The organism is Nocardia sp. NPDC005366 (genome assembly GCF_040606855.1).
In the GTDB taxonomy this organism is placed as follows: domain Bacteria; phylum Actinomycetota; class Actinomycetes; order Mycobacteriales; family Mycobacteriaceae; genus Nocardia.
Map to the genome: position 1 here is coordinate 104,764 of NZ_JBEXFQ010000020.1, position 19,118 is coordinate 123,881.

Sequence of the window (19,118 nt, forward strand, 5' to 3'; positions counted from 1 at the left end):
ACTGCGCGCCGCGCGCGACGGATACCTGCCCGGATCGCCCGAGAATGCCCGCTCCCCCGGTTCAGAGACGCAGATCCGCACCCGGTTCCAGGATTTCCACGCTGGGCTCCTTATCACCCTCCACGAAGGCCAGCAGCGCGTACGCCTCACTGTCGACCTCGCGGCGTTCGGCGGTCGTCCACGGACGGCTCGGGGTGACCCGCAGCCGGGCCGAGGCACCCTTCGGAAAGATCTTGTACAGCCCGGCGAGGTATCCGTCGACCAGCACCGGCGCGACCGCTGTCGCGAACGCGCGCAACGGTGGCGCCTTGCCGTCGGGCACGATCCTGGTTCGATCCTGATGCGAGAGCACCGCGTTGTCGTACCAGCCGAGCAGGCGCACCGGTGCGGGCAGGTCCGGATCGGCCAGTTCGGCGTCGGCGAGGTCGTAGAGGGTGCGGCCACGGTCGTCGGTGTAGGTGCGCACCCGGTCACCGAGGGTGTCGAGCGCGGATTTGATCCCGGTGAACTTGGACCAGGTCTGCATATCCATGCTGGACGCGGGACCGAAGGCGCGCAGATATCGAACAAGCAACTCCGCCAACGGATAATCCCTATCCAGCGGCGCACCGAGCCACGGTTCGATCCGTGACCAGATCGGCCTGCTGTTGTTCTTCCACTTCCCGCGCGGCGGGATCTGCAGAACCGGCAATTGCGCCAGCCATGCCTGCGAGACCGCCCCCGCGTCGCGGTCCGGGTAGAGCCGGGCCGCCTCGGCGCGGATCGCCGACGACGACATCGGCTCGTCGCCGAGGACCGCCTCACCGTGTGCGCGCACCTCGTCGGGATCCAATCCGACCATCGCCCCGAAGTTGAAACCCTTACGGAACGGCACTTTTTCGAGTTCGGGTTGGATATGCGGCGCGATCCGCAACGCGTCCGTCGATGTCACCAGATGAATGGTTCCGCGCATCAGGGTGATCCGGACGAGGGAACGATCATCGAGCCCCGCCGACACCGTCTCGGGGTCGAAATCGGCTATGCGACTCCATAATCCGATGAAGGGCGGCAGCACATCCTGGGCCTGTAACCCGATGAGGTGATCGCATATCTCCGGCACCGTCAGCGCCGAACGTTCCAGCAGACGCTGGCGGGCGAGCAGGGTCCTGTTCAGCACCCGATTCGACAGCTTCATGATGCGATCACAGTACTCGCGGGCCGGTTTTCGCGACGATGGTGATCGGCCCACGCCGGACCGATCACCATCGCGGACGGATCAGCGCAGCGCGACGACGACCTTGCCTACCGCGGTGCGATTATCGAGGGAGGCGACGGCCTCGGCGGCCCGCTCCAACGGATAGATCACCGGCGTCGGCGGCGCGATCTTGCCCGACGCGAGCAGCGGCTCGACCTCGGCCCACTGCTCCCGCAGGTACCCCGGGTGGCTCATCACCCATTCGCCCCACGCCGCGCCGGTCACCTCGACGTTCTTGAACAGCAGGCGATTCACCTTCACGGTGGGGATCTCACCCGCGGTGAATCCGACCACGAGCAAACGCCCGGCCGACGCCAGCGACCGGATGCTGTCGGTGAAACGATCGCCGCCAACCGGGTCGAGCACGATATCGACGCCGCGCCCACCGGTCAGTTCCTTCACCGCGGCCAGCCAGCCCTCGGTCAGCACCACATCGGTCGCGCCGTTGGCCCGCGCGACCTCGGCCTTCTCCTCGGTGCTCACCACCGCGATCACCCGGCCCGCGCCCAACGCCGCCGCCATGCGGAGGGTCGAGGTGCCGATACCGCCCGCGGCGCCGTGCACGAGCACCGTCTCGCCCTCGGCCAGCCTGCCCCGGGTGCGTAGGCAGAAATGCACCGTCAGATCGTTGAAGACGATGCCTGCCCCCGCCTCCAGCGAAATATTGTCCGGCAATTTGAACACCATCTCCGCCGGGGCCACCGCGACCTCGGCGACCGCGTTGCCGAGCATGGTCAGCGCCACCACCCGATCGCCCGGCGCGACGTGCGCGCCTTCGGGAGCCTCTCGCACCACACCGGCGACCTCACCGCCGACGACGAACGGCAGTCCCGGATCCATCTGGTACTTCCCGCGCGTCATCAGCACATCGGGAAAGGCCACCCCCGCCGCGTGCACGTCGATGACCACACCCCCCGGATATCCGGCGGGCTCCGCGATCTCGACGATCTCGATCGCTTCCGGTCCCTCCAACTTGCTGACCTGGGCTGCGCGCATGTGCCGACCTCTCTTCTGACTTCGGCGACACGGTCCGCCGCCGACGCTCGCACCAACATAACGGGCGCGTTCGGAGCAGCCCCGCCGAACCCATACCCCCTGTTCACATGCCCTCATTTTGCTATGCTGGCCGCGACTTCCAGGTCGGGGCGAAGGGGGATCTCATGGAGGGCGCGGATCAGTCGGCGGGCACAACGCTGCGGGTGAATCCGGAGGGATTACGCCGCTTCGCGGATAACTTGCGCACCGAATCCGGCGCGGTGACCGGATTGAATGCCGACGACGGTTTCCACCTCGCCCTCGCGGCACTACCCGGTACCGAATTCGGCGCGGCCACCCAGCAGGCCACCGACGTCGTCGACAGGTGTCTGCGGCGGATCGGTGAGCGGCTCACCAAGATCGCCGACAGCACCCAGAACGCGGCGAAGGCCTACGAAGTGGCCGAAGACGATTTCACCTCCAGGCTCGAGACGATCGGGCTGCGGCTGTCATGACCCTCACCATCGACGACGTCGCCGCCTGGCAGCCGGACCAGCTCACCACGGCGGGCACGAACGCGCAGACGATCTCGACCGGCCTGGACACCGCGATCCGCACAGCCACCGACGAGACGGCCGTACTGGGCACCGACAAGGTATGGTCCGGAGCCGCCGCCGAGGCCGCCGACACCCGCATGGGCACCGAGAAGACCCGCGCCTCCGAAGTGAGCCGCGCCCTTCTCGAACTCCACACCGCGTTCACCTCCCAGGTCGGCAACCTGAACGAAGCCAAATCCAAAGTACTGAGCCTGCGCGAGACAGCCCGATCCGGTGGACAGTGCTGGGCCGACCAGGGCAAACACGAACCCGGTTTCGAGGTCGCCGCCAACGGCGACGTCAACGCCGACGCCCGAATCCAGTGGTACCGCGACAATCTCAGCGAATACGAAGCCACCCGCCTGTCCGACCAAGCCCGCCTCGATGCCGCCAACTGGCATACCGACATCGTCAACGCCCTCGCCCAGGCCGAGAACGTCGCCAACGAGGCGAAAACCAACGTGCAGAACGCGGTCGCCGCCTTGCAGCGAGCCTACGACGGGCTCGGCGATCCGAATGCGGTCGCCACTCCGGCCCCGACCACCCCCGCTGCCGCCGCCCCCGTCGCGTCCTATTCGCCGTCATCCGGTTCGAGTAACAAACCCAACTACGCCATGGGCAATAACGGCGGCAACGGTTCCGGCTCACACTCGGGCGCACCATCGTCCAACGGCTCGACATACAACTCCACCGGGCCTATGCCGACCGGTGACGTGGCGGAATGGATCAAGCAGGCCAAGGCCAAACTGATCGAGATGGGCTACAGCCCCGACGAGATCGATGAACGTGCCCTCGCGATGATCATCCAGCACGAGTCCAGCGGTAACCCATTGATCGTGAACGGCTGGGACAGCAATGCCTCGGCGGGCCACCCGTCGAAGGGGTTGATGCAAACCATCGACAGCACCTTCGACGCCTACAAAGCACCTGGTCACGACAATATTTTCGACCCGGTCGACAACATCATCGCTGGCACGCGGTACGCCATCGACAGATACGGATCGTTGTCCAACGTGCCGGGTGTCGCCGCCGTCAACAGTGGCGGGGCCTACCAGGGTTACTGATTACCGCGTGTTCGCCAGCAGAGCGTATTGAGCCGCCGCGCGCTGTTGCGTCTCCCAGAGCCGACTACCCAGGACCAATACGCCGTAGCGGTCGTAGGCGACGAAACAGCGGAAACGCTGTGGGGTGCTGGTGAATCGGTCTTCCACACACGAACTGTCGGGCACATCGACCGGCGAATCGACCGCGCGTATGTCGGCGGGATCGCCCAGCCCCGCGGAATCTCGGACCCATCGGCGCGCCGCGGTGGCGTCACGTGTGCGGAACGCGAACGTCAGCGGTGCCACCGCGACCCGGTCCACCCCAGCATCGTTCAGTACCTTCGACCGGCCCGGTTGATCCAGAACATAGTTGAGGTAGCCGCGGGTGGTGTAGACGACTTCGCTGTTGCCGTCCGGTCGCCCGACAGCGCCGTTGTCGTGCAGCGTGCGTATCAGCAGCCGATCCGGATCCTGGTGCAGCTCCGACAGTTTTCCGAGGGGTGTCGGGGTGAAGGCGTCCAGAGCCGCAACTTCGGCATCCAGATATTTCTGGGTCATTTCGGTCAGGACTGCCAGGTCCGTCTTACGGGTGACGGCATAGACACTGACGACGAAAACACCGTGCGGGGTCGTGCTGCCCAGTGTCGGAGACGAGGGACGCCAATGGGCGACCGCGCGCGGATATTTCGGAAGCTGGACCCGAACATTGTCGGCGTTGGCCGCCGCGTCGACTGCATCGAGTTCGGTGGCAGCGGCCCGCGCAGAGGACTCATCGGGGAATCGAGTCACGGTGACGGTCAATCCCTCGCGCTGCTGTCCGGTCGTGTCGTACAGCGCCTTCTCCGGTGGCACGCGGGTATCCGCGGAGGCGGTGGAGAAAGCGACGATCATCCCGTATTTGCGCAGCACGGGAACGGTCGTATCGAACAGATACCTGACTACCGATTCCGGCGCGATATGCGCACTCGCGGTCGCCCCCAAGGCATAGTCGGAATCGACGAGATGCGGGCTCAACACAGCATCGGCCATTCGCGCGGCTTCGAGGCCGAGGTAGTCCGATCGGAAGAGTTGCGCCATGAACGTCGGGGATTCCGTCGGGAACCGTCCCGTATCCAGGGTTCGCACATCAACCTCACCGGCGACGCTCGTACCGTCGATGGTCGACGCGCAGCCGACCAGGACGAGCAGCACGGTGAGGACGAGCGCCGAGAGCACCCGGCCTGCGTTTCGCGGCATTCAGTTCACCTGTGGCAGATTGGCGACAATATGGTCGAGAACGGATTGCGCGGCAAGGCATTTGGTTTCCGGATGATCCATAGATGGATTCGTCGTCTGCACACGCACTGCCTCCACATTGTCGGCATCGATGGATCGGTAGGTGTATCGACGGACGCAGGTCGTCGCCGTCAACTCTTCGCCGTCGAGGTAGACCACCCTGCCCCCCGCGTCGAACGGAATGGACTTCGGCGCGTCGGTGAACTTCTTCGTCCGCTCCAGCGTCAAGGTCAACGCGTTGGTGCCGAACCATGTGCACGAATGCGACTGCTCGGGCGTTCCGGGAACTTTGGGCCCCACCGAGAGTTGAATCTCGATGGGTGCAACCAGTGCGCATGGATCGAGCCGTGCCAATGAGTTCCGAATATTCGGTAGTTTCGGCGGATTCTTCTTCATCCGCTGCGCCATCTGCGTTGTCGCTTCGTCGGCGATTGCACATAATCCGTCGGCGGACTCCGTGCCGGTGACCCGCACGACGAGTCCGAACTGCGGATCCATGGCGGCAGGCCGCAATGCGCGCGCACAGACGCCATTCGAGGCCGAGATCTCATCGAGGACAGGAACACCGGCGGATCTACGTCCGGCGTCCCGATACGCTTCCGTGCGCCCGACTTCCGCGACGTATCGGGACGAACCCGACGTCGCGGCGCATGTACCCCATTGGGGCGTAGCGGATTCCACCGTCCAATTTTCGGCCGATCGAACCAGCGGATCCCTCATCACCTCGCACAGATCGGTGGAGCGCAACGCCGTCAGGTCGAGGCCGCCGAGCGGATTCGTCTCGTTCGACACATCACCGTCACGGCTGATCACTACCGCGGCGCCGATAGCGGCGATCACCAGCGAAACCGCCCCCGCAAGGGCAGCGAGTCGCCATCGTTGTCGGCGCCGACGACGATAGGATTCGGCATGTGCCTGCGCCTCCAGCCGACGCAGTCGCTCATCGAAACTCGGCTCGGGCAGAGTCACCTCGTCCGCGCCGATGATCCGAGTGCTCTCGGGGTCGTTGGACAGGACGGACAGGTCTGCGGTCTGCGCGCGGATCGCCTCATGCACGGCAACCGACCACGGATATGCCTGCGGTGGAAGAGGTCCGAGAAAGTCGAGAATTTCGGCAGCGGTCGGCCGCGCGCCTGGATCTTTACGCAGACACGGTTCGACAAGATGCTGGACCTCAGCCGGCAGGCCATCCAGGTCCGGTTCGGTGTGAACGATGTTGTACAGCGTGTGCGGCATGGAGGAACCGGCGAAAATGCTTATGCCGCCCGCCGCCATCGCAAGCACGGCCCCGAAGGAGAACACATCGCTTGCCGGTGTGAGCGGCATCGATTGCGCCTGCTCCGGTGACATGAACGCGGGCGATCCGATGATCGAGCCGGTATGCGTCAGTTCGGAATGTTCCTCGGCCGCTCGGGCGATGCCGAAGTCGATCACTCGGGGACCGTCCTCGGCGAGTATCACGTTGGCGGGCTTGAGATCTCGGTGGATCAATCCGACGCCGTGTATCGCGTGCAGCGCCGAGGAAAGGCCGACCGCGAGTGTGCGCACCTGCTGTGTAGACAGCGGACCGAATTGTTCTACCGCCCGATCCAGTGGCACACCGGGGACGAACACCGAAGCAAGCCATGGCATCTCCGCATCGACATCGAAGTCGATGACCGCGGCGGTGTACGCCCCCGAAACCCGTGCGGAGGTCTGTACCTCGCGACGGAAGCGCGGGAGGAAGTCCTCCTCGTGCACCAGATGTGTATGGATCTGTTTGACCGCGACCAAACGCCCATCGGGTCCAATGCCGAGCAGCACCCGTCCCATACCGCCTGCGCCGAGCTGACCGAGGAGGCGGTAACGGCCGATGCGCACGGGGTCGCCTGGCTCGAGTTGTTTCACCATCATGAACTCCGGATGCGAGCGACGATCGAGATCACCAGTGACTCCGTTGCCGTGCAAGCGTTCTGCTCAGCTTCGGGCGAAGTCGGCCGGGCCGATACGACGATCAACTCACCCCGATCCGCCACGGTCGAGCGCAACAGATGGTAGGTCGAGCACGTTCCATCGGCAGCCGCCTGCCGTGAGATATCGAGAAAGCCGAGCTTGCCCCCGTCGACGGCCAGTCGCGCATAGGCAGGATCGGCGTCGACCCGGCGCTGCTCGATGGGTCGCACCGTCACTGTGAACGGGGCACCCTCCCACCTGCAGGTATGCCCGTCGACCGGCGCAGGCTGCGCGCCGGTGCCGACCACGGCGTCGAGCACCCCGCGATCGACCGCGGCGCACGGATCGACCCGGAGTACCGACTGCCTCGGCGGATTCGATAACGGTGGATCGGTGATCAACCGGGTGACGACGGCCTCCAGCGCTTCGGTGGCGAGCGCACAGGCGTCGCTCTCGGCGGCGATGGTCACTCCGACACCGAGCTTCGGCTGTTCCCGGATGATGGCCGCCCGACCACAGAATCCGGCTTCGGAGTGCCCGACGATCTGCCTACCCGCGACAACGGCGCCGACCTCCGGATCCGACGGCGCTACCGCAGTTCCCACCCCCACGCTCGCGCGCATTCTTCTCCCCTCCGATGTCGTCAGATCGACGGCGCATTCGGCCGAGTTCGAGAGTTCGGCCGTACCCGGCTGTCCCAGCGCACCGACGACGTCATCGCCGAGCAGTGCGCAGGTATTCATGAGCCGCAACTGATCGTCGCTCAAGTCGAGGGTGCGATTCCCGATCGGATCGGTAACCTCGGAACCCTTTCCGAGCAGCACCGCCGCGGCGATGCCCACGGCAAGAAGGGTCAGGATTGAGGCTGCGGCGAACCACCGCACGGTCCGGCGCGGACCGGGCTCGGTCGATGGTTGTCCATCAGAAGCGATCCACGTCTCGGCTGCCACTCGTTGCCGGGCGATCTCCCGCCGCAACCCCGCAGGCCAGCCCGCACCCGCTGTCGTGGCGTCCACAGATTCGAGGAGCTGGTTCGGGGTCGGACGGTGCGCGGGATTCTTGTCGAGACACGCCTCGACCACCGAGCGCAGCATGGGAGGCAGCCCGGCGGTGTCGGCTCGGTTGTGCACGACGTTGTACAACGTCTGCGGCGTCGAGGCGCCATGGAACGGGCTCTCCCCCGTCGCCGCCAGTACCAGCATCGCGCCGACAGAGAACACGTCGCTCGCAGCGCTGAGTGTCCGTCCTTGGGCCTGCTCGGGTGACATGAACGCCGGTGACCCGACCACCGATCCGGTGCTGGTCAACTGGAGATCGGCGGTCAGCGCTCGCGCGATACCGAAGTCGATGACCCGAGGACCGCCGTCGGCGAGCAGCACATTGCCGGGTTTGAGGTCACGGTGCACGATCCCAGCGCGATGAATTTCGATCAGCGCCGACGCCAACCCCGCGGTGAGCAGCCGCAGCCCACCGGGTGCCATCGGACCGAACCGGTCGATCGCGTCGCGCAGCGAGGGCCCGGGAACGAAAACCGAGGCGAGCCACGGTTCGGGCGCGTCCGGATCCGCGTCCATAACGGCGGCGGTGTACGCCCCGGTCACACGCCGGGATGCCTCGACTTCCCGGCGGAATCTGGCGCGGAATTCCGGGCTGCTCGCGAGGTGACGATGAATCATCTTGACCGCGACCGATCGGCCGTCCGGCGCTCGGCCGAGCAGAACCCTGCCCATCGCCCCCTGTCCGATTACCGCGACCAACCGGTGCCTGCCGACGGTCTGTGGATCGTTTCGCCCCAGCGGTTTCACACCCTCGCCCCTCCCCTCGGTGCTAGCCGGATAGTACCGGGTGGGCGGGGTATCGGGGCACCCCCCGATGGATGGTGTACCTGCGAGTACGGACGGCTCGACGCGTGGGTGTGACCCAGGCCCCGTAAAGTCGTCTCACAACAGCACCGCAAGAAAACGCGGCACACCGTGCAGCGCGAGGAGCACAAGTGTCACTCGATCAGCCACTCGCCCCGCTTCCCCAGGAGGGCATGGGCTTTGCTTCGGCGTGGCCCATCCGGGCTGGTGATGTGGATCCGTACGACCGACTGCGGTTCGACGGCGTCGCCCGCTACCTGCAGGATATCGCCTGGGAGCAGTTGCATCAGACCTCGTTGCACCGCACCGATCCGGTGTGGATCGTCCGGCGCACGGTCATCGATGTCATCCGGCCGATCCTGTGGCCTGACGAGGTGCGGTTGCTGCGGTGGTGCTCGAGTATGTCGACCCGCTGGACCAATATGCGAGTGCGGATCACCAGTGGAAACGGTGGATTGATCGAGACAGAGGGTTTCTGGATCAATATCAGCGAGTCGAGCAATATGCCCGCCAGGATCAGCGACGAGGGCCTGGCCTACATGGCGCAGACCACCAATGAGCACCGACTGCGGTGGCGGCCGTATCTCACCGATGCCACTCCCCCCGAATCGGATATCGACCTGCCGTTTCCGGTGCGGGCGACCGATATCGACCAGTACAACCACGTCAACAATGCCTGCTACTGGCAGGCGGTGGAACAGTTCCTGGTGGAGTATCCGAAATTGGTCGCCGGGCCGCACCGCGCGGTGATCGAGTATGTCGCGCCGGTGCTGGCGCGCCAGCATGTGTCGGTACGCAGCCGGTACGAGCCGGGCGATCGGTCGGGGCGGCCGGTCCTACGCCTGTGGTTCGTGGTCGGCGGGACGACGACGACGGTCGTCCGCATCATGCCGCTTCCTTAGCGCGAAGCGGATACGCGGACGCCGGCCGGAACGTGACGATCCGACCGGCGTCCGAACCCGTTCAGTCGCGTGCGGCCTTGAGCAGATCCTCGCGGGTGGTGAATTTGACGCGAGGGCGCCCGGCGGCCTTACCGGCCGTCTTCTCGGCTTGATCGATGGCTTTCCAGCCCGCCCGATCGACCAGATCTTGCTGCCGCGCGCCGATCAGCGCCTTCAACGCGGCTCGGTCGCCCTGCGGCGCGGCGAGTTTGCCCGCGGTGAAGTCGGCGATCAAGTGCTCGACCGTCTCCTCGGAGTCGATCCGGTTCGAGCCGATGACACCGCGCGGCCCGCGCTTGATCCACCCGCTGACATACACGCCGTCCAGCGGGGTGCCGTCGGCGCTGATGACCCGGCCGTGCTCGTTGGGCACCACGCCGCGGCGCTCGTCGAACGGCAGGTCAGCGACGGCCTCGCCCTTGTACCCGATCGAGCGCAGCACCAGGCCGGTCTCGATGGTCTCGGTGCGGTCGGTCGCCCGCGCCACCAGCTGGCCTTCCTCGTTGAACAATTCGTTGTGCACGAATTCGAGGGATTCGACCTTGTCGGAGCCGTGCACGGCGATCGGCGAGGCCAGGTAGCGGAAGACAATCCGCTTGTTCGCCGGATCGCGCCGCCCGCCCGCGTACTCCTGCGCGAGGGTGTACTTGAGTTTGAGCGAGGGTTCGATCATCGGGTCGTCCAGCAGTTCCTGGCTGGCGTGGTCGAGTTCCAGATCGGCCTCGTCGACGATGACGTCGACCCCCTTCAGGTGCACCAGCGCCAGGAATTCCGGGGAGGTGTAGGCCGCCTGCAACGGACCGCGCCTGCCGAGCACGACGACCTCGCGGATATTGCTCTCGCGCAGCGCGTCCAGGGCGTGATCGGCGATATCGGTTTTGGCCAGTTCGTCGGGGTTGACGGTCAGCACACGGGCGACGTCGAGGGCGACGTTGCCGTTGCCGACGATCACCGCGCGCTCGCCGGACAAATCGAATTGCCGATCGGCATAGTCGGGGTGACCGTTGTACCAGGCGACGAATTCGGTCGCCGAATGGCTGCCGGGCAGGTCCTCCCCCGGCACACCCATCTTCCGGTCGGCCGAGGCGCCGACGGCGTAGAGGACCGCGTGATGGTGCGCCAGCAGCTCCTCGTGCGAGATATGGGTGCCCACCTCGACATTGAGGTAGTACTGCAGGGTCTCGCGACGGAACGCGGACTCGAACAGACCGGACACCGTCTTGGTGCCGGGATGGTCGGGGGCGACGCCCGCGCGTACCAGGCCCCATGGCGTCGGTAGCCGGTCGAACATCTCGACTTCGACATCACACCGGCGCAGCAGTTCGTCGGCGGCGTAGCAGGCCGCTGGGCCCGCGCCGACGATCGCTACCCGCAGGGTGCCGAGTTCCTTCGGCGGGCGCGCGGGTGTCTTGATCGGATCGAAGTTCGATTCCAGCGGATGCCGTTCGAAATAGGCGGCATTGATTTCGCGGAACCGTTCCAGCGAGGCCGGGAGGTCGTCCTCGGAGTAGATGGCCTCCACCGGGCACGCGTCCACACAGGCACCGCAATCGATACAAGTGTCGGGGTCGATGTAGAGCATCTCGGTCGTCGCGAATTCCGGCTGGTCCGGTGTTGGACGAATGCAATCGACCGGGCACTCGGAGACGCAGCTGGCGTCGTTGCAACAACGCTGCGTGATTACGTAGGCCATATTTGCAGATCCTCGAAAATATGCGTGGGCAGTGTGCCACCCTGGGGTTGAGGTGGACGGCGGTGTCACGGTGTAGCGGATGAACGTATGTGACGCCGCTTTCAGTGTGCCTCGAGAGTGGCGTACGCCTCTCCCCGGAGTGCCTACGTACCTATCACAGCAGGCCGGGCGCGCGTCGATCCCCACCTCCACACCCCGACCGGGGCCGGTACGTCTTACTGTGTTCGCATGGTTCGGACCTTGATCCTCATGAGGCATGGCAAGTCCGGCTATCCGGATGGCGTCGGTGATCACGAACGTCCGTTGGCCCCGCGCGGGCAGCGGGAAGCGGGGCTCGCGGGCGACTGGCTGCGCGATACCCAGCCGCCGATCGACGCGGTGCGCTGTTCCACCGCCACCCGCACCCGCGAAACCCTGACCGCCACCGGCGTCACCGCGCCCGTCGTCTTCGAACGCGGCATCTACGAGGGGTCCCCGCGCTCGCTCATCGAATTGATCCAGCTCAGCGACGACGAAGTGTCCACGCTGCTGGTGATCGGCCACGCGCCGGGAATGCCGTGGACGGCTTGGGAGTTGGCGGGCAATCGCAACTCCGATCCGGCGATCGAACTGAGCAGGAAATTTCCCACCTCGGCCATGGCGATCCTCGAATTCGATCGACCCTGGGCACGGATCGACCCCGGTACCGGCGAATTGGTGCGCTTCCATATCCCGCGCTGAACGCCCCGGACGGGACGCGGCGCGCTGTTCAGCGCGTCAGCTTGCCGCCGACCACGACGACCACACCGAGGACGACAAGCAGCACGAAGGCGGCGAATCCGCCGACGAGCCACCACACGAGTCCGAGCGCGATGACGAACGGCGCGACCGCGATCGCGGTGATCATCGGGCTTTCCTTGACCGTGGCCCAGGCCGAACGGGCCCTGATCCGGTCGATATCCTTACCTGCCATAGCACCAGGGTAGGCCCGAATCGAGCGGGTGGTCGACGAGTTCGGGCCCGCGGAAGGTCGGGATGCGCGCGGGTGTCGGTGCCCGGTGCCATGCTGTGCCGATGGATTGGAAAATCGAGCTCATCGCCATCCCCGTCACCGACGTCGATCGGGCCAAGGATTTCTACACCAGCATCGGTTTCAATGCCGACCACGACCACAGCCCCACCGAGGACATCCGGTTCGTCCAATTGACGCCGCCCGGTTCGGCGTGCTCCATCTGCATCGGCCGTGGCATCACCGAGGCCGCCCCCGGCAGCGTCGAGGGCATGCAGGTCGTGGTCGCCAGCGCCGAACAGGCGTATCAGCGGTTGGTCGCGGCCGGGGTGGAGGCCACCCCCGTCAAAGACGAGGGCTGGGGCCTTTTCACCTACTTCAGCGATCCGGACGGCAATAAATGGGCTGTCCAGGAGTTGCCGAAATACAGCTGAGTCATCGATCCCTTCGCGCGGGTGTCCGCACTTGCTTGGAGCGCACTCCAGGTGGCTAGCGTGGGTCTTGTTCGACGGGAAGGGCGAGACAGTGGGCGAAACCGTAGTCGAGGAAAGGGAACTCCCCCGGTATTCGATCGGGGAGGTTTCCGATAGATCGGGACTCAGCCGCGACACCCTGCGGTGGTACGAGCGTATCGGGCTGATGGATTACATCGGCCGCGATCACACCGGCAGGCGACGCTTCAGCGACCGCGACCTGGAGTGGCTGACGCTGATCGGGCGGCTGCGCGCCACCGGCATGTCGGTGGCGAACATGGTCCGCTACGCGGAATTGGTGCGGGCAGGGAATTCCACCGTCCCGGAACGGCTGGAGATGTTCCGCAATACCCGCGCCGAGGTACTCGCCAAAATCGACGAACTTCGTCGGACCGTGGCCGTGCTGGATTACAAAATCGAGATCTACGAGGGTAAATCCGGCACGCCCGGCACGCAGCACAGCGAAGGGATCAAGGTATGACGACGAGCGGCACACTGCCGACCACAACGTTGGGCGCGAGCGGCATCGAGGTGGGCGTCCAGGGGCTCGGATGCATGGGCATGAGCGAGTTCTACGGCCCCTCCGACCTCACCGAATCGCGCGCGACCCTGGATTCGGCACTGGAATCGGGCGTCACCATGTTCGACACCGCCGACGTATACGGCGCGGGTCACAACGAGGAATTCCTCAGCGATTTCGTCCGGGCCAATCGGGACCGCCTGGTCCTCGCCACCAAATTCGCCATCGTCCGCAAAGCAGACGACCCCACGTTTCGCGGTATCGATAATTCGCCGGAATATATCCGCGCCAGCGTGGACGCCAGCCTGCGCCGCCTCGGCATCGACACCATCGATCTCTACTACATGCACCGGCGCGACCCACGGGTGCCGATCGAGGACACCGTCGGCGTGATGGCGGAACTCGTCGCGCAGGGCAAGGTTCGGGCGCTCGGCCTGTCCGAGGTGACCGGCGCCGAATTGCGGGCGGCGCACGCGGTGCATCCCATCGCGGCTGTGCAGTCGGAATGGTCGCTGTTCTCCCGCGATGTCGAGCGCACCGCCGTGCCCGCCGCCGCTGAACTCGGTGTCGCCTTCGTGCCGTACTCGCCGCTGGGGCGCGGATTCCTCACCGGATCCTTCGCTGCCGCAGGCGAATTGGCGGATGCGAAGGATTTCCGCAGGAATATGCCGCGCTTCTCCGGTGACAACGCCGCGCATAACGCCGAATTGCTCAATCCGTTGCGCGCCATCGCCGACGCCCGCGGCATCACGCTGGCGCAGGTGGCGTTGGCATGGGTCCATGCCCGGGCCGCCGTGCACGGACTCGCGACGGTCCCGATTCCAGGAACCCGCAGCCGGAGCAGGCTGGCCGAGAACCTGGCCGCGGCGACTCTCGCCTTGACCGCCGATGAACTGGCCGCTCTCGAACCGATCGCGAGCAAGGTCGCCGGCCCCCGCTACGCCGATATGTCGTTCACCTCGGCGGGTCGCGAATAGCCCGTCACGGTCCGGTTGATCCGTCGTGCTTCGCGCGACTACTACCATCGCGACTGTGGACACACAGCGGGTGATCATGAGCAAGCACCCCCGGTGCCGGCTCGGAAGGAGAACAGCACCGTGACTGAGCCGATTGTCGAGAACAAGGTCGTCAACAATTCCGATAAGAACCGCTACGAGGTCTTCCACAGTGGTGACCTCGCCGGGTTCGCCGAATACGTCGAGCGCGACGATGTCGTCGATTTCGTCCACACCGAAATCGATGACGCGTTCTCGGGTAAGGGCTTGGGCAAGGTGCTGGCCGAACGGGCACTCGATGACGTGATAGCGCGCGGGCGGGTCATCGAGGCGCACTGCCCGTTCATCCGCGCCTACATCGAGAAGAATCCGAAATACGACCCGCACGTTCTCGGCAAGGGCATCCAGCGGTGACGTCCGCGGCCAGTTTCGCGGTCGATGGGATGGGCCGGTGAGCGATCTGGAACCGCGTCCGGACGAAGCGCTGTGCGAACCCGCGCCCGGCCCGGGCCCCGTCGCCGAACTGTATCCGGCGCGCGAGGTGCCGCTGGGCGGGGTGCGCGGCGTCTTCGTCGAACGGGTGCTTCCGCAACGGGATCTGCCGACGGTCGGGGCCTGGTGCTTCTTCGACCATTTCGGCTCTCCCACCGTCACCAAGACCGACGCCCCGCCTGATATCGACCCGCATCCGCATATCGGCCTGCAGACGGTGACCTGGCCGTTCGTCGGTCGGATCCGGCATCGCGATTCGGTGGGCTCCGATGTCGACATCCATCCGGGACAGCTGAATCTGATGACCTCGGGCCGTGGTGTCGCGCATTCGGAGTACTACTCCCCGGACGCACCCGCTGGACACGGTCTCCAACTGTGGATCGCGCTGCCCGGCGATCGAACCCGGATCGACGCGCATTTCGAACAGCACCGCGACCTGCCGGTCCACGAAGCGCCCGGCGTGCGCGCCACGGTACTGATCGGCACCCTGGCTGGACACACGTCGCCCGCGCGGGCCTACACCCCGATCGTCGGCGCCGACGTCGTGATCGAACCGGACGCCGAGGTGACGCTGCCGTTGGAGCCCGCGTTCGAATACGCGCTCATGCTGATCGAGGGCGATGTGACGGCCGCGGGCACCGAACTCTCGCCGGGCCCGCTGCTATATCTCGGCAACGAGCGCACCGAACTGCGGCTGAACACCACCGCTGGCGCGCACTTCCTGTTGATCGGCGGGGAGCCGTTCGAGGAGGAATTGGTGATGTGGTGGAATTTCGTCGCGCGCAGCCACGAGGAGATCGTCGCGGCCCGAAATGATTGGGAGAACCACGATCTCGATCGGTTCCCGGATATCGCGGGCCATACGCCGGATCAGCGCATTCCCGCCCCGCCGCTGCCGGGTTTGCACCTCAAACCACGCAAACGCCGGGTGGGCACCGCCCACAACTGATTTGTCCAGGCCCCCCTTCACGAATACGAAGGGGGGCCTGGACTTTCACGGTTCAGGCGCTCCTGGAGAGCAGCGCGTCCAGCGCGCGATAGCTCCGGTTGAGCCCGGTTTCCATGCCTGACCGCAACATTCCGTCGCGCTCCTCCTCGGTGTGGTACTGACTGACGGTCACCACCTTGGTGCGGCCGTCGCCGAGGTCGATGAAGCTGGCGGCGTCGACAGCGACATGGCCGGGCATACCGTCCCATTCGAAAGTCTGCACGATGCGCTCCTGTGGGGTGATCTCGCGGAAACGCCCCTCGAAGCCGTGGGTCTCACCGTCGGAGGTTTCGACGAAGCGGTAGTGGCCCCCCTTGCGGAACTCCCACCGCTCGACATCGAATCCATTACCGCCCGACCACCATTGGACGAGTTGTTCGATACGGCTGTACGCGGCCCATACGCGTTCGCGAGGTGCGTCGAAAATTCGCTCGATATGTATTTCGCGTTCCACCGGGGTGGTGATCGTCGCGTCGGTCGTCGTCTCCGTTGTCATTGGCCCTGCTCCGTTCGCTCGAGGAATTCACCGAGACGGTCCATCCGGGCTTCCACCATGCGCCGATATCCCTGCATCCACGCCGCTTCACGGTCGAGGACATTCGCCCCGAGCCTGCAGTAGCGGGTCCGGCCGCGTTTCTCCGTCACGACCATGCCCGCCTCCTCCAGCAGCCGAATGTGCTTCTTGATGCCGGTGAGGGTCATCTCGAAACGTTCGGCCAATTCGCTGACGGTCGCCGGGCCGCGGCCGAGGTGCTCCAAGATCCCGCGCCGGGTGGGATCCGAGAGTGCGCCGAACGAGGCGTCCAGGAAGTCATACTGAACCATCAGGTTCAGTATTGCGCCGGAGGGGCGACGTGTCAATGGCTGTGGCGATGTTTCCCGAGACGTCATGGCCGCAAAGCAGGCACCGCGATGGCGCCCGCGAAGCGGCGGAACTGGACAGTTGTCTCGACCCGAACCCCTGCTACCCGCTACGAGAAACTCGCCGTCCGCCACCACCTGGCAAGCCCGCACATCGCCGCCCTCGATGAACGGCTCTGCCCCACTCCGAGAAGGCCGAGGCGGGGTCGACCCCTGCTTTCAGCCTGCAATCGGCAACGTCACTTGGGATGGCATCTCACCATGACTTCCATAGAGGGGGTTGAGCTGGTAGAGATCCGGCCCGAAAAGGATCGACCGTTGTGCGACTATGTGCTGATAGCGGTCCCATTGCGTGCGAGCCGACCACGTCACTTGCGAAGCTGCTGGCAAGGTAGGAGCCTCAGCGCCAGTGAGATTGGCGGCGGTGAGAACCGTTCTGGTGAAATCAGCGCCGGTGAGATCTGCCCAGGCCAGATCTGCGCGCAGTAGATTTGCTGTCGCAAGAAATGCATTCCGGAGGTTGGCCTGGCCGAGATAAGTGTCGGTGAGATCGGCGTGGTAAAGCGCAGCGCTCGTCAAAATGGCACCGGTCAAGTTCGCTCCGGTGAGCTTGGCCCAGGACAGGTTCGCGCCAGCAAGAATCGCGCCGGTCAGATCCGCACCAGTCAGATCCGCACCGCAGAGATTGGCACCCGTCAGGTTCGCACCAGACAAGGTTGCACCGGCAAGGTGGGCGCCCGACATGCGACTGCCGATCAAGAGGGCGCGAGTCAAGTCGGCACGCCTCAAGTTGGCGTTGGTGAGATTGGCGTAGGACAGCTCGGCGGCGAACAGGTGTGCGCTGCTCAGATCGGTGGCAAGCAGATTGGCACCTCGTAACGTCACTCCATCCAGATTCACCGCATGCAGGCGGGCACTGATCAAGTTGAGGCTGAACAGATCCTCGCCCCGCAGGTCTGCTCCTTCGAGTTCGAGAATCCTCATCGTCACGGTGTCCTTGTGCAACGGCACAAAGTCCGCGGCGAGCGTGAACTCGACACCCGAATCAGCACCCGCGCAATTGGATTCGTGATGATAGATTGCGACAGGACGTAGCCGTCGCTGGGCGAGTCGCAACGTGACCAACCCGCAAACCTCAGCCGTCGCGGTGATGACGAACCAAGCGAAACCTGCAACGAGCAGCGAGGCAACCGCTACCGCAACTCCACCCAGAGCAAGCGCCTTGACGTGGGTACGAATACTGAAGTCGGTCAGGATATTCGGACTATGCCGAATCGCGGCCGTCGCACGAATTGGTTCCTCCGCGAGTGGAGCACTGTCCTCGTTCAAAGCCCGCTGTAGATTCTCCCAGCCGGCATCGACGTCACCCTCGCCGTCTCGAGCGACAAAATATTTCCCCACCTCGGTGAAAACTTGGGCGATGGTGAGCGTTTCAACCTCGGCGCCATTGTTGTACTGTGGACTCATACCGCCACCTCTCCAATTCCAGAGCTGGGTATTTGATGCACGGTCTCGAGTCGGTCGAAGAATCGTATCTCGTACCCATCCCTGTTCACGCAGGCTTTCAATTTCTTTCGAGCCGACCACTTGTGCGTCCTCACCGTCGGAACGGTTGTTCGCAGGGTTTCGGCGATCTCATCGTCGGAGCAGTCCATCACCCAACTCATGAATGCCACTCGGTACTCACCAACAGTTAGTTTCTCCACCGCGACCTCGATGAACCCCTGCACGATACTGTCACCGATAATGGTGTCGACCCGGTCGTCTTCCGAGCCCCGCACACCCCCCAGCGGGATGTCAGACTCCTGATAGTCCTCGCAGAAGACGAGCCTGCCCTCCCTGCGCCACATATCGATCACAGCGTTCTTAGCCATCTTGAGCAGCAGCGCCTCCTGCTGATGCGAGGACTTATCGAAAATACTCTGACGATAGGTCCGTAATACCGCCATGAAAACCTCCTGCACCAAGTCATCAGCCCTCGACGTATCCCCACGAAGGGCGCCGAGTAGATATTGCCGCACGAGTTCGTAGTACTGACGGAACAGCTTCTCGAGCTGTGCATGGTCGGCGGATGACGATCGAGCCGCTGTCATATGGCATTCATTTCTTGAAAAGGGGATACAGCCAACATGCATGCCCATCGAGTAGGTGTATCCCCCACCTCGATGACGCAGAACGACAGCGACCCTCCACGACGGGACAGACGCATGACGCGAACACCTCCGCGTGCTTCCCGCAGGATCAAGCGAG

Annotated in this window: 20 protein-coding genes; 9 read left to right on the top strand and 11 right to left on the bottom strand. The window is 64.8% G+C overall.

Annotated elements, in window-relative coordinates:
* Positions 1 to 61: 61 nt before the first annotated feature.
* Positions 62 to 1,174: a winged helix DNA-binding domain-containing protein gene (locus ABZS43_RS22710; RefSeq protein ID WP_355037934.1), complete on the bottom strand. Its 1,113-nt coding sequence runs from the start codon at positions 1,172 to 1,174 to the stop codon at positions 62 to 64.
* Between the two features lie 81 nt (positions 1,175 to 1,255).
* Positions 1,256 to 2,230, bottom strand: coding sequence for an NADPH:quinone oxidoreductase family protein (locus ABZS43_RS22715; RefSeq protein WP_355037935.1), 975 nt, complete (start codon positions 2,228 to 2,230; stop codon positions 1,256 to 1,258).
* Between the two features lie 164 nt (positions 2,231 to 2,394).
* Here ABZS43_RS22715 and ABZS43_RS22720 point away from each other — a divergent pair, with 164 nt between their 5' ends.
* Both ABZS43_RS22720 and ABZS43_RS22725 read left to right on the top strand, forming a co-directional pair.
* Positions 2,395 to 2,724 (top strand): type VII secretion target, encoded by a 330-nt coding sequence (locus tag ABZS43_RS22720; RefSeq protein WP_355037936.1) that lies wholly within the window; start codon positions 2,395 to 2,397, stop codon positions 2,722 to 2,724.
* Complete coding sequence (locus ABZS43_RS22725) at positions 2,721 to 3,869, top strand: transglycosylase SLT domain-containing protein (protein WP_355037937.1); 1,149 nt, start codon at positions 2,721 to 2,723, stop codon at positions 3,867 to 3,869. Before ABZS43_RS22720 ends, ABZS43_RS22725 begins: the two co-directional genes overlap by 4 nt.
* On the opposite strand, the gene ABZS43_RS22730 is transcribed toward ABZS43_RS22725, so the two are convergent.
* The 3 genes from ABZS43_RS22730 to ABZS43_RS22740 are packed head-to-tail and all read right to left on the bottom strand — an operon-like array spanning position 3,870 to position 8,860.
* Entirely contained in the window at positions 3,870 to 5,084 is a 1,215-nt protein-coding gene (locus tag ABZS43_RS22730; protein WP_355037938.1) for a hypothetical protein, read from the bottom strand. It lies immediately after the preceding gene.
* On the bottom strand, positions 5,085 to 7,013 hold the full coding sequence (locus ABZS43_RS22735) for a serine/threonine-protein kinase (protein WP_355037939.1): 1,929 nt from the start codon (positions 7,011 to 7,013) through the stop codon (positions 5,085 to 5,087).
* Positions 7,013 to 8,860: a serine/threonine-protein kinase gene (locus tag ABZS43_RS22740; RefSeq protein WP_355037940.1), complete on the bottom strand. Its 1,848-nt coding sequence runs from the start codon at positions 8,858 to 8,860 to the stop codon at positions 7,013 to 7,015. Before ABZS43_RS22740 ends, ABZS43_RS22735 begins: the two co-directional genes overlap by 1 nt.
* A 188-nt stretch (positions 8,861 to 9,048) precedes the next feature.
* Between ABZS43_RS22740 and ABZS43_RS22745 the strand changes: the two genes are divergently transcribed.
* Positions 9,049 to 9,819 carry an acyl-ACP thioesterase domain-containing protein gene (locus ABZS43_RS22745; protein ID WP_355037941.1) on the top strand — a complete coding sequence of 257 codons (771 nt, stop codon included), beginning with the start codon at positions 9,049 to 9,051 and terminating at the stop codon, positions 9,817 to 9,819.
* A 61-nt stretch (positions 9,820 to 9,880) separates the two neighbouring features.
* On the opposite strand, the gene ABZS43_RS22750 is transcribed toward ABZS43_RS22745, so the two are convergent.
* The gene (locus ABZS43_RS22750; RefSeq protein WP_355037942.1) at positions 9,881 to 11,551 is read right to left on the bottom strand and encodes an FAD-dependent oxidoreductase; all 1,671 of its coding nucleotides are present in this window, start codon (positions 11,549 to 11,551) and stop codon (positions 9,881 to 9,883) included.
* A gap of 228 nt (positions 11,552 to 11,779) precedes the next feature.
* Here ABZS43_RS22750 and ABZS43_RS22755 point away from each other — a divergent pair, with 228 nt between their 5' ends.
* Entirely contained in the window at positions 11,780 to 12,271 is a 492-nt protein-coding gene (locus ABZS43_RS22755; protein WP_355037943.1) for a histidine phosphatase family protein, read from the top strand.
* Positions 12,272 to 12,299: 28 nt separating this feature from the next.
* On the opposite strand, the gene ABZS43_RS22760 is transcribed toward ABZS43_RS22755, so the two are convergent.
* On the bottom strand, positions 12,300 to 12,503 hold the full coding sequence (locus ABZS43_RS22760; RefSeq protein ID WP_355037944.1) for a hypothetical protein: 204 nt from the start codon (positions 12,501 to 12,503) through the stop codon (positions 12,300 to 12,302).
* 101 nt (positions 12,504 to 12,604) lie between these two features.
* On the opposite strand from ABZS43_RS22760, the gene ABZS43_RS22765 reads away from it, so the two are divergent.
* The 5 genes from ABZS43_RS22765 (at position 12,605) to ABZS43_RS22785 (ending at position 15,968) form a co-directional block, all read left to right on the top strand.
* On the top strand, positions 12,605 to 12,973 hold the full coding sequence (locus tag ABZS43_RS22765; protein ID WP_355037945.1) for a VOC family protein: 369 nt from the start codon (positions 12,605 to 12,607) through the stop codon (positions 12,971 to 12,973).
* A 91-nt stretch (positions 12,974 to 13,064) separates the two neighbouring features.
* Entirely contained in the window at positions 13,065 to 13,493 is a 429-nt protein-coding gene (locus ABZS43_RS22770; protein WP_355037946.1) for a MerR family transcriptional regulator, read from the top strand.
* Positions 13,490 to 14,509, top strand: a complete 1,020-nt coding sequence (locus ABZS43_RS22775; RefSeq protein WP_355037947.1) for an aldo/keto reductase — start codon at positions 13,490 to 13,492, stop codon at positions 14,507 to 14,509. Before ABZS43_RS22770 ends, ABZS43_RS22775 begins: the two co-directional genes overlap by 4 nt.
* A gap of 120 nt (positions 14,510 to 14,629) precedes the next feature.
* Positions 14,630 to 14,941 (top strand): GNAT family N-acetyltransferase, encoded by a 312-nt coding sequence (locus ABZS43_RS22780; protein WP_355037948.1) that lies wholly within the window; start codon positions 14,630 to 14,632, stop codon positions 14,939 to 14,941.
* Positions 14,942 to 14,978: 37 nt separating this feature from the next.
* The gene (locus ABZS43_RS22785; protein ID WP_355037949.1) at positions 14,979 to 15,968 is read left to right on the top strand and encodes a pirin family protein; all 990 of its coding nucleotides are present in this window, start codon (positions 14,979 to 14,981) and stop codon (positions 15,966 to 15,968) included.
* A 52-nt stretch (positions 15,969 to 16,020) separates the two neighbouring features.
* Here the strand turns inward: ABZS43_RS22785 and ABZS43_RS22790 are convergent, their stop codons facing one another.
* The 4 genes from ABZS43_RS22790 to ABZS43_RS22805 form a co-directional block, all read right to left on the bottom strand.
* Positions 16,021 to 16,503: an SRPBCC family protein gene (locus tag ABZS43_RS22790; protein ID WP_355037950.1), complete on the bottom strand. Its 483-nt coding sequence runs from the start codon at positions 16,501 to 16,503 to the stop codon at positions 16,021 to 16,023.
* Positions 16,500 to 16,832 (bottom strand): metalloregulator ArsR/SmtB family transcription factor, encoded by a 333-nt coding sequence (locus ABZS43_RS22795; RefSeq protein ID WP_355037951.1) that lies wholly within the window; start codon positions 16,830 to 16,832, stop codon positions 16,500 to 16,502. The genes ABZS43_RS22790 and ABZS43_RS22795 overlap by 4 nt, the downstream gene beginning before the upstream one ends.
* Before the next feature lie 255 nt (positions 16,833 to 17,087).
* A complete protein-coding gene (locus ABZS43_RS22800) occupies positions 17,088 to 18,335 on the bottom strand; it encodes a pentapeptide repeat-containing protein (protein ID WP_355037952.1) in 1,248 nt (415 codons plus the stop codon).
* Entirely contained in the window at positions 18,332 to 18,961 is a 630-nt protein-coding gene (locus ABZS43_RS22805) for an RNA polymerase sigma factor (RefSeq protein ID WP_355037953.1), read from the bottom strand. The genes ABZS43_RS22800 and ABZS43_RS22805 overlap by 4 nt, the downstream gene beginning before the upstream one ends.
* Between the last annotated feature and the right edge of the window lie 157 nt (positions 18,962 to 19,118).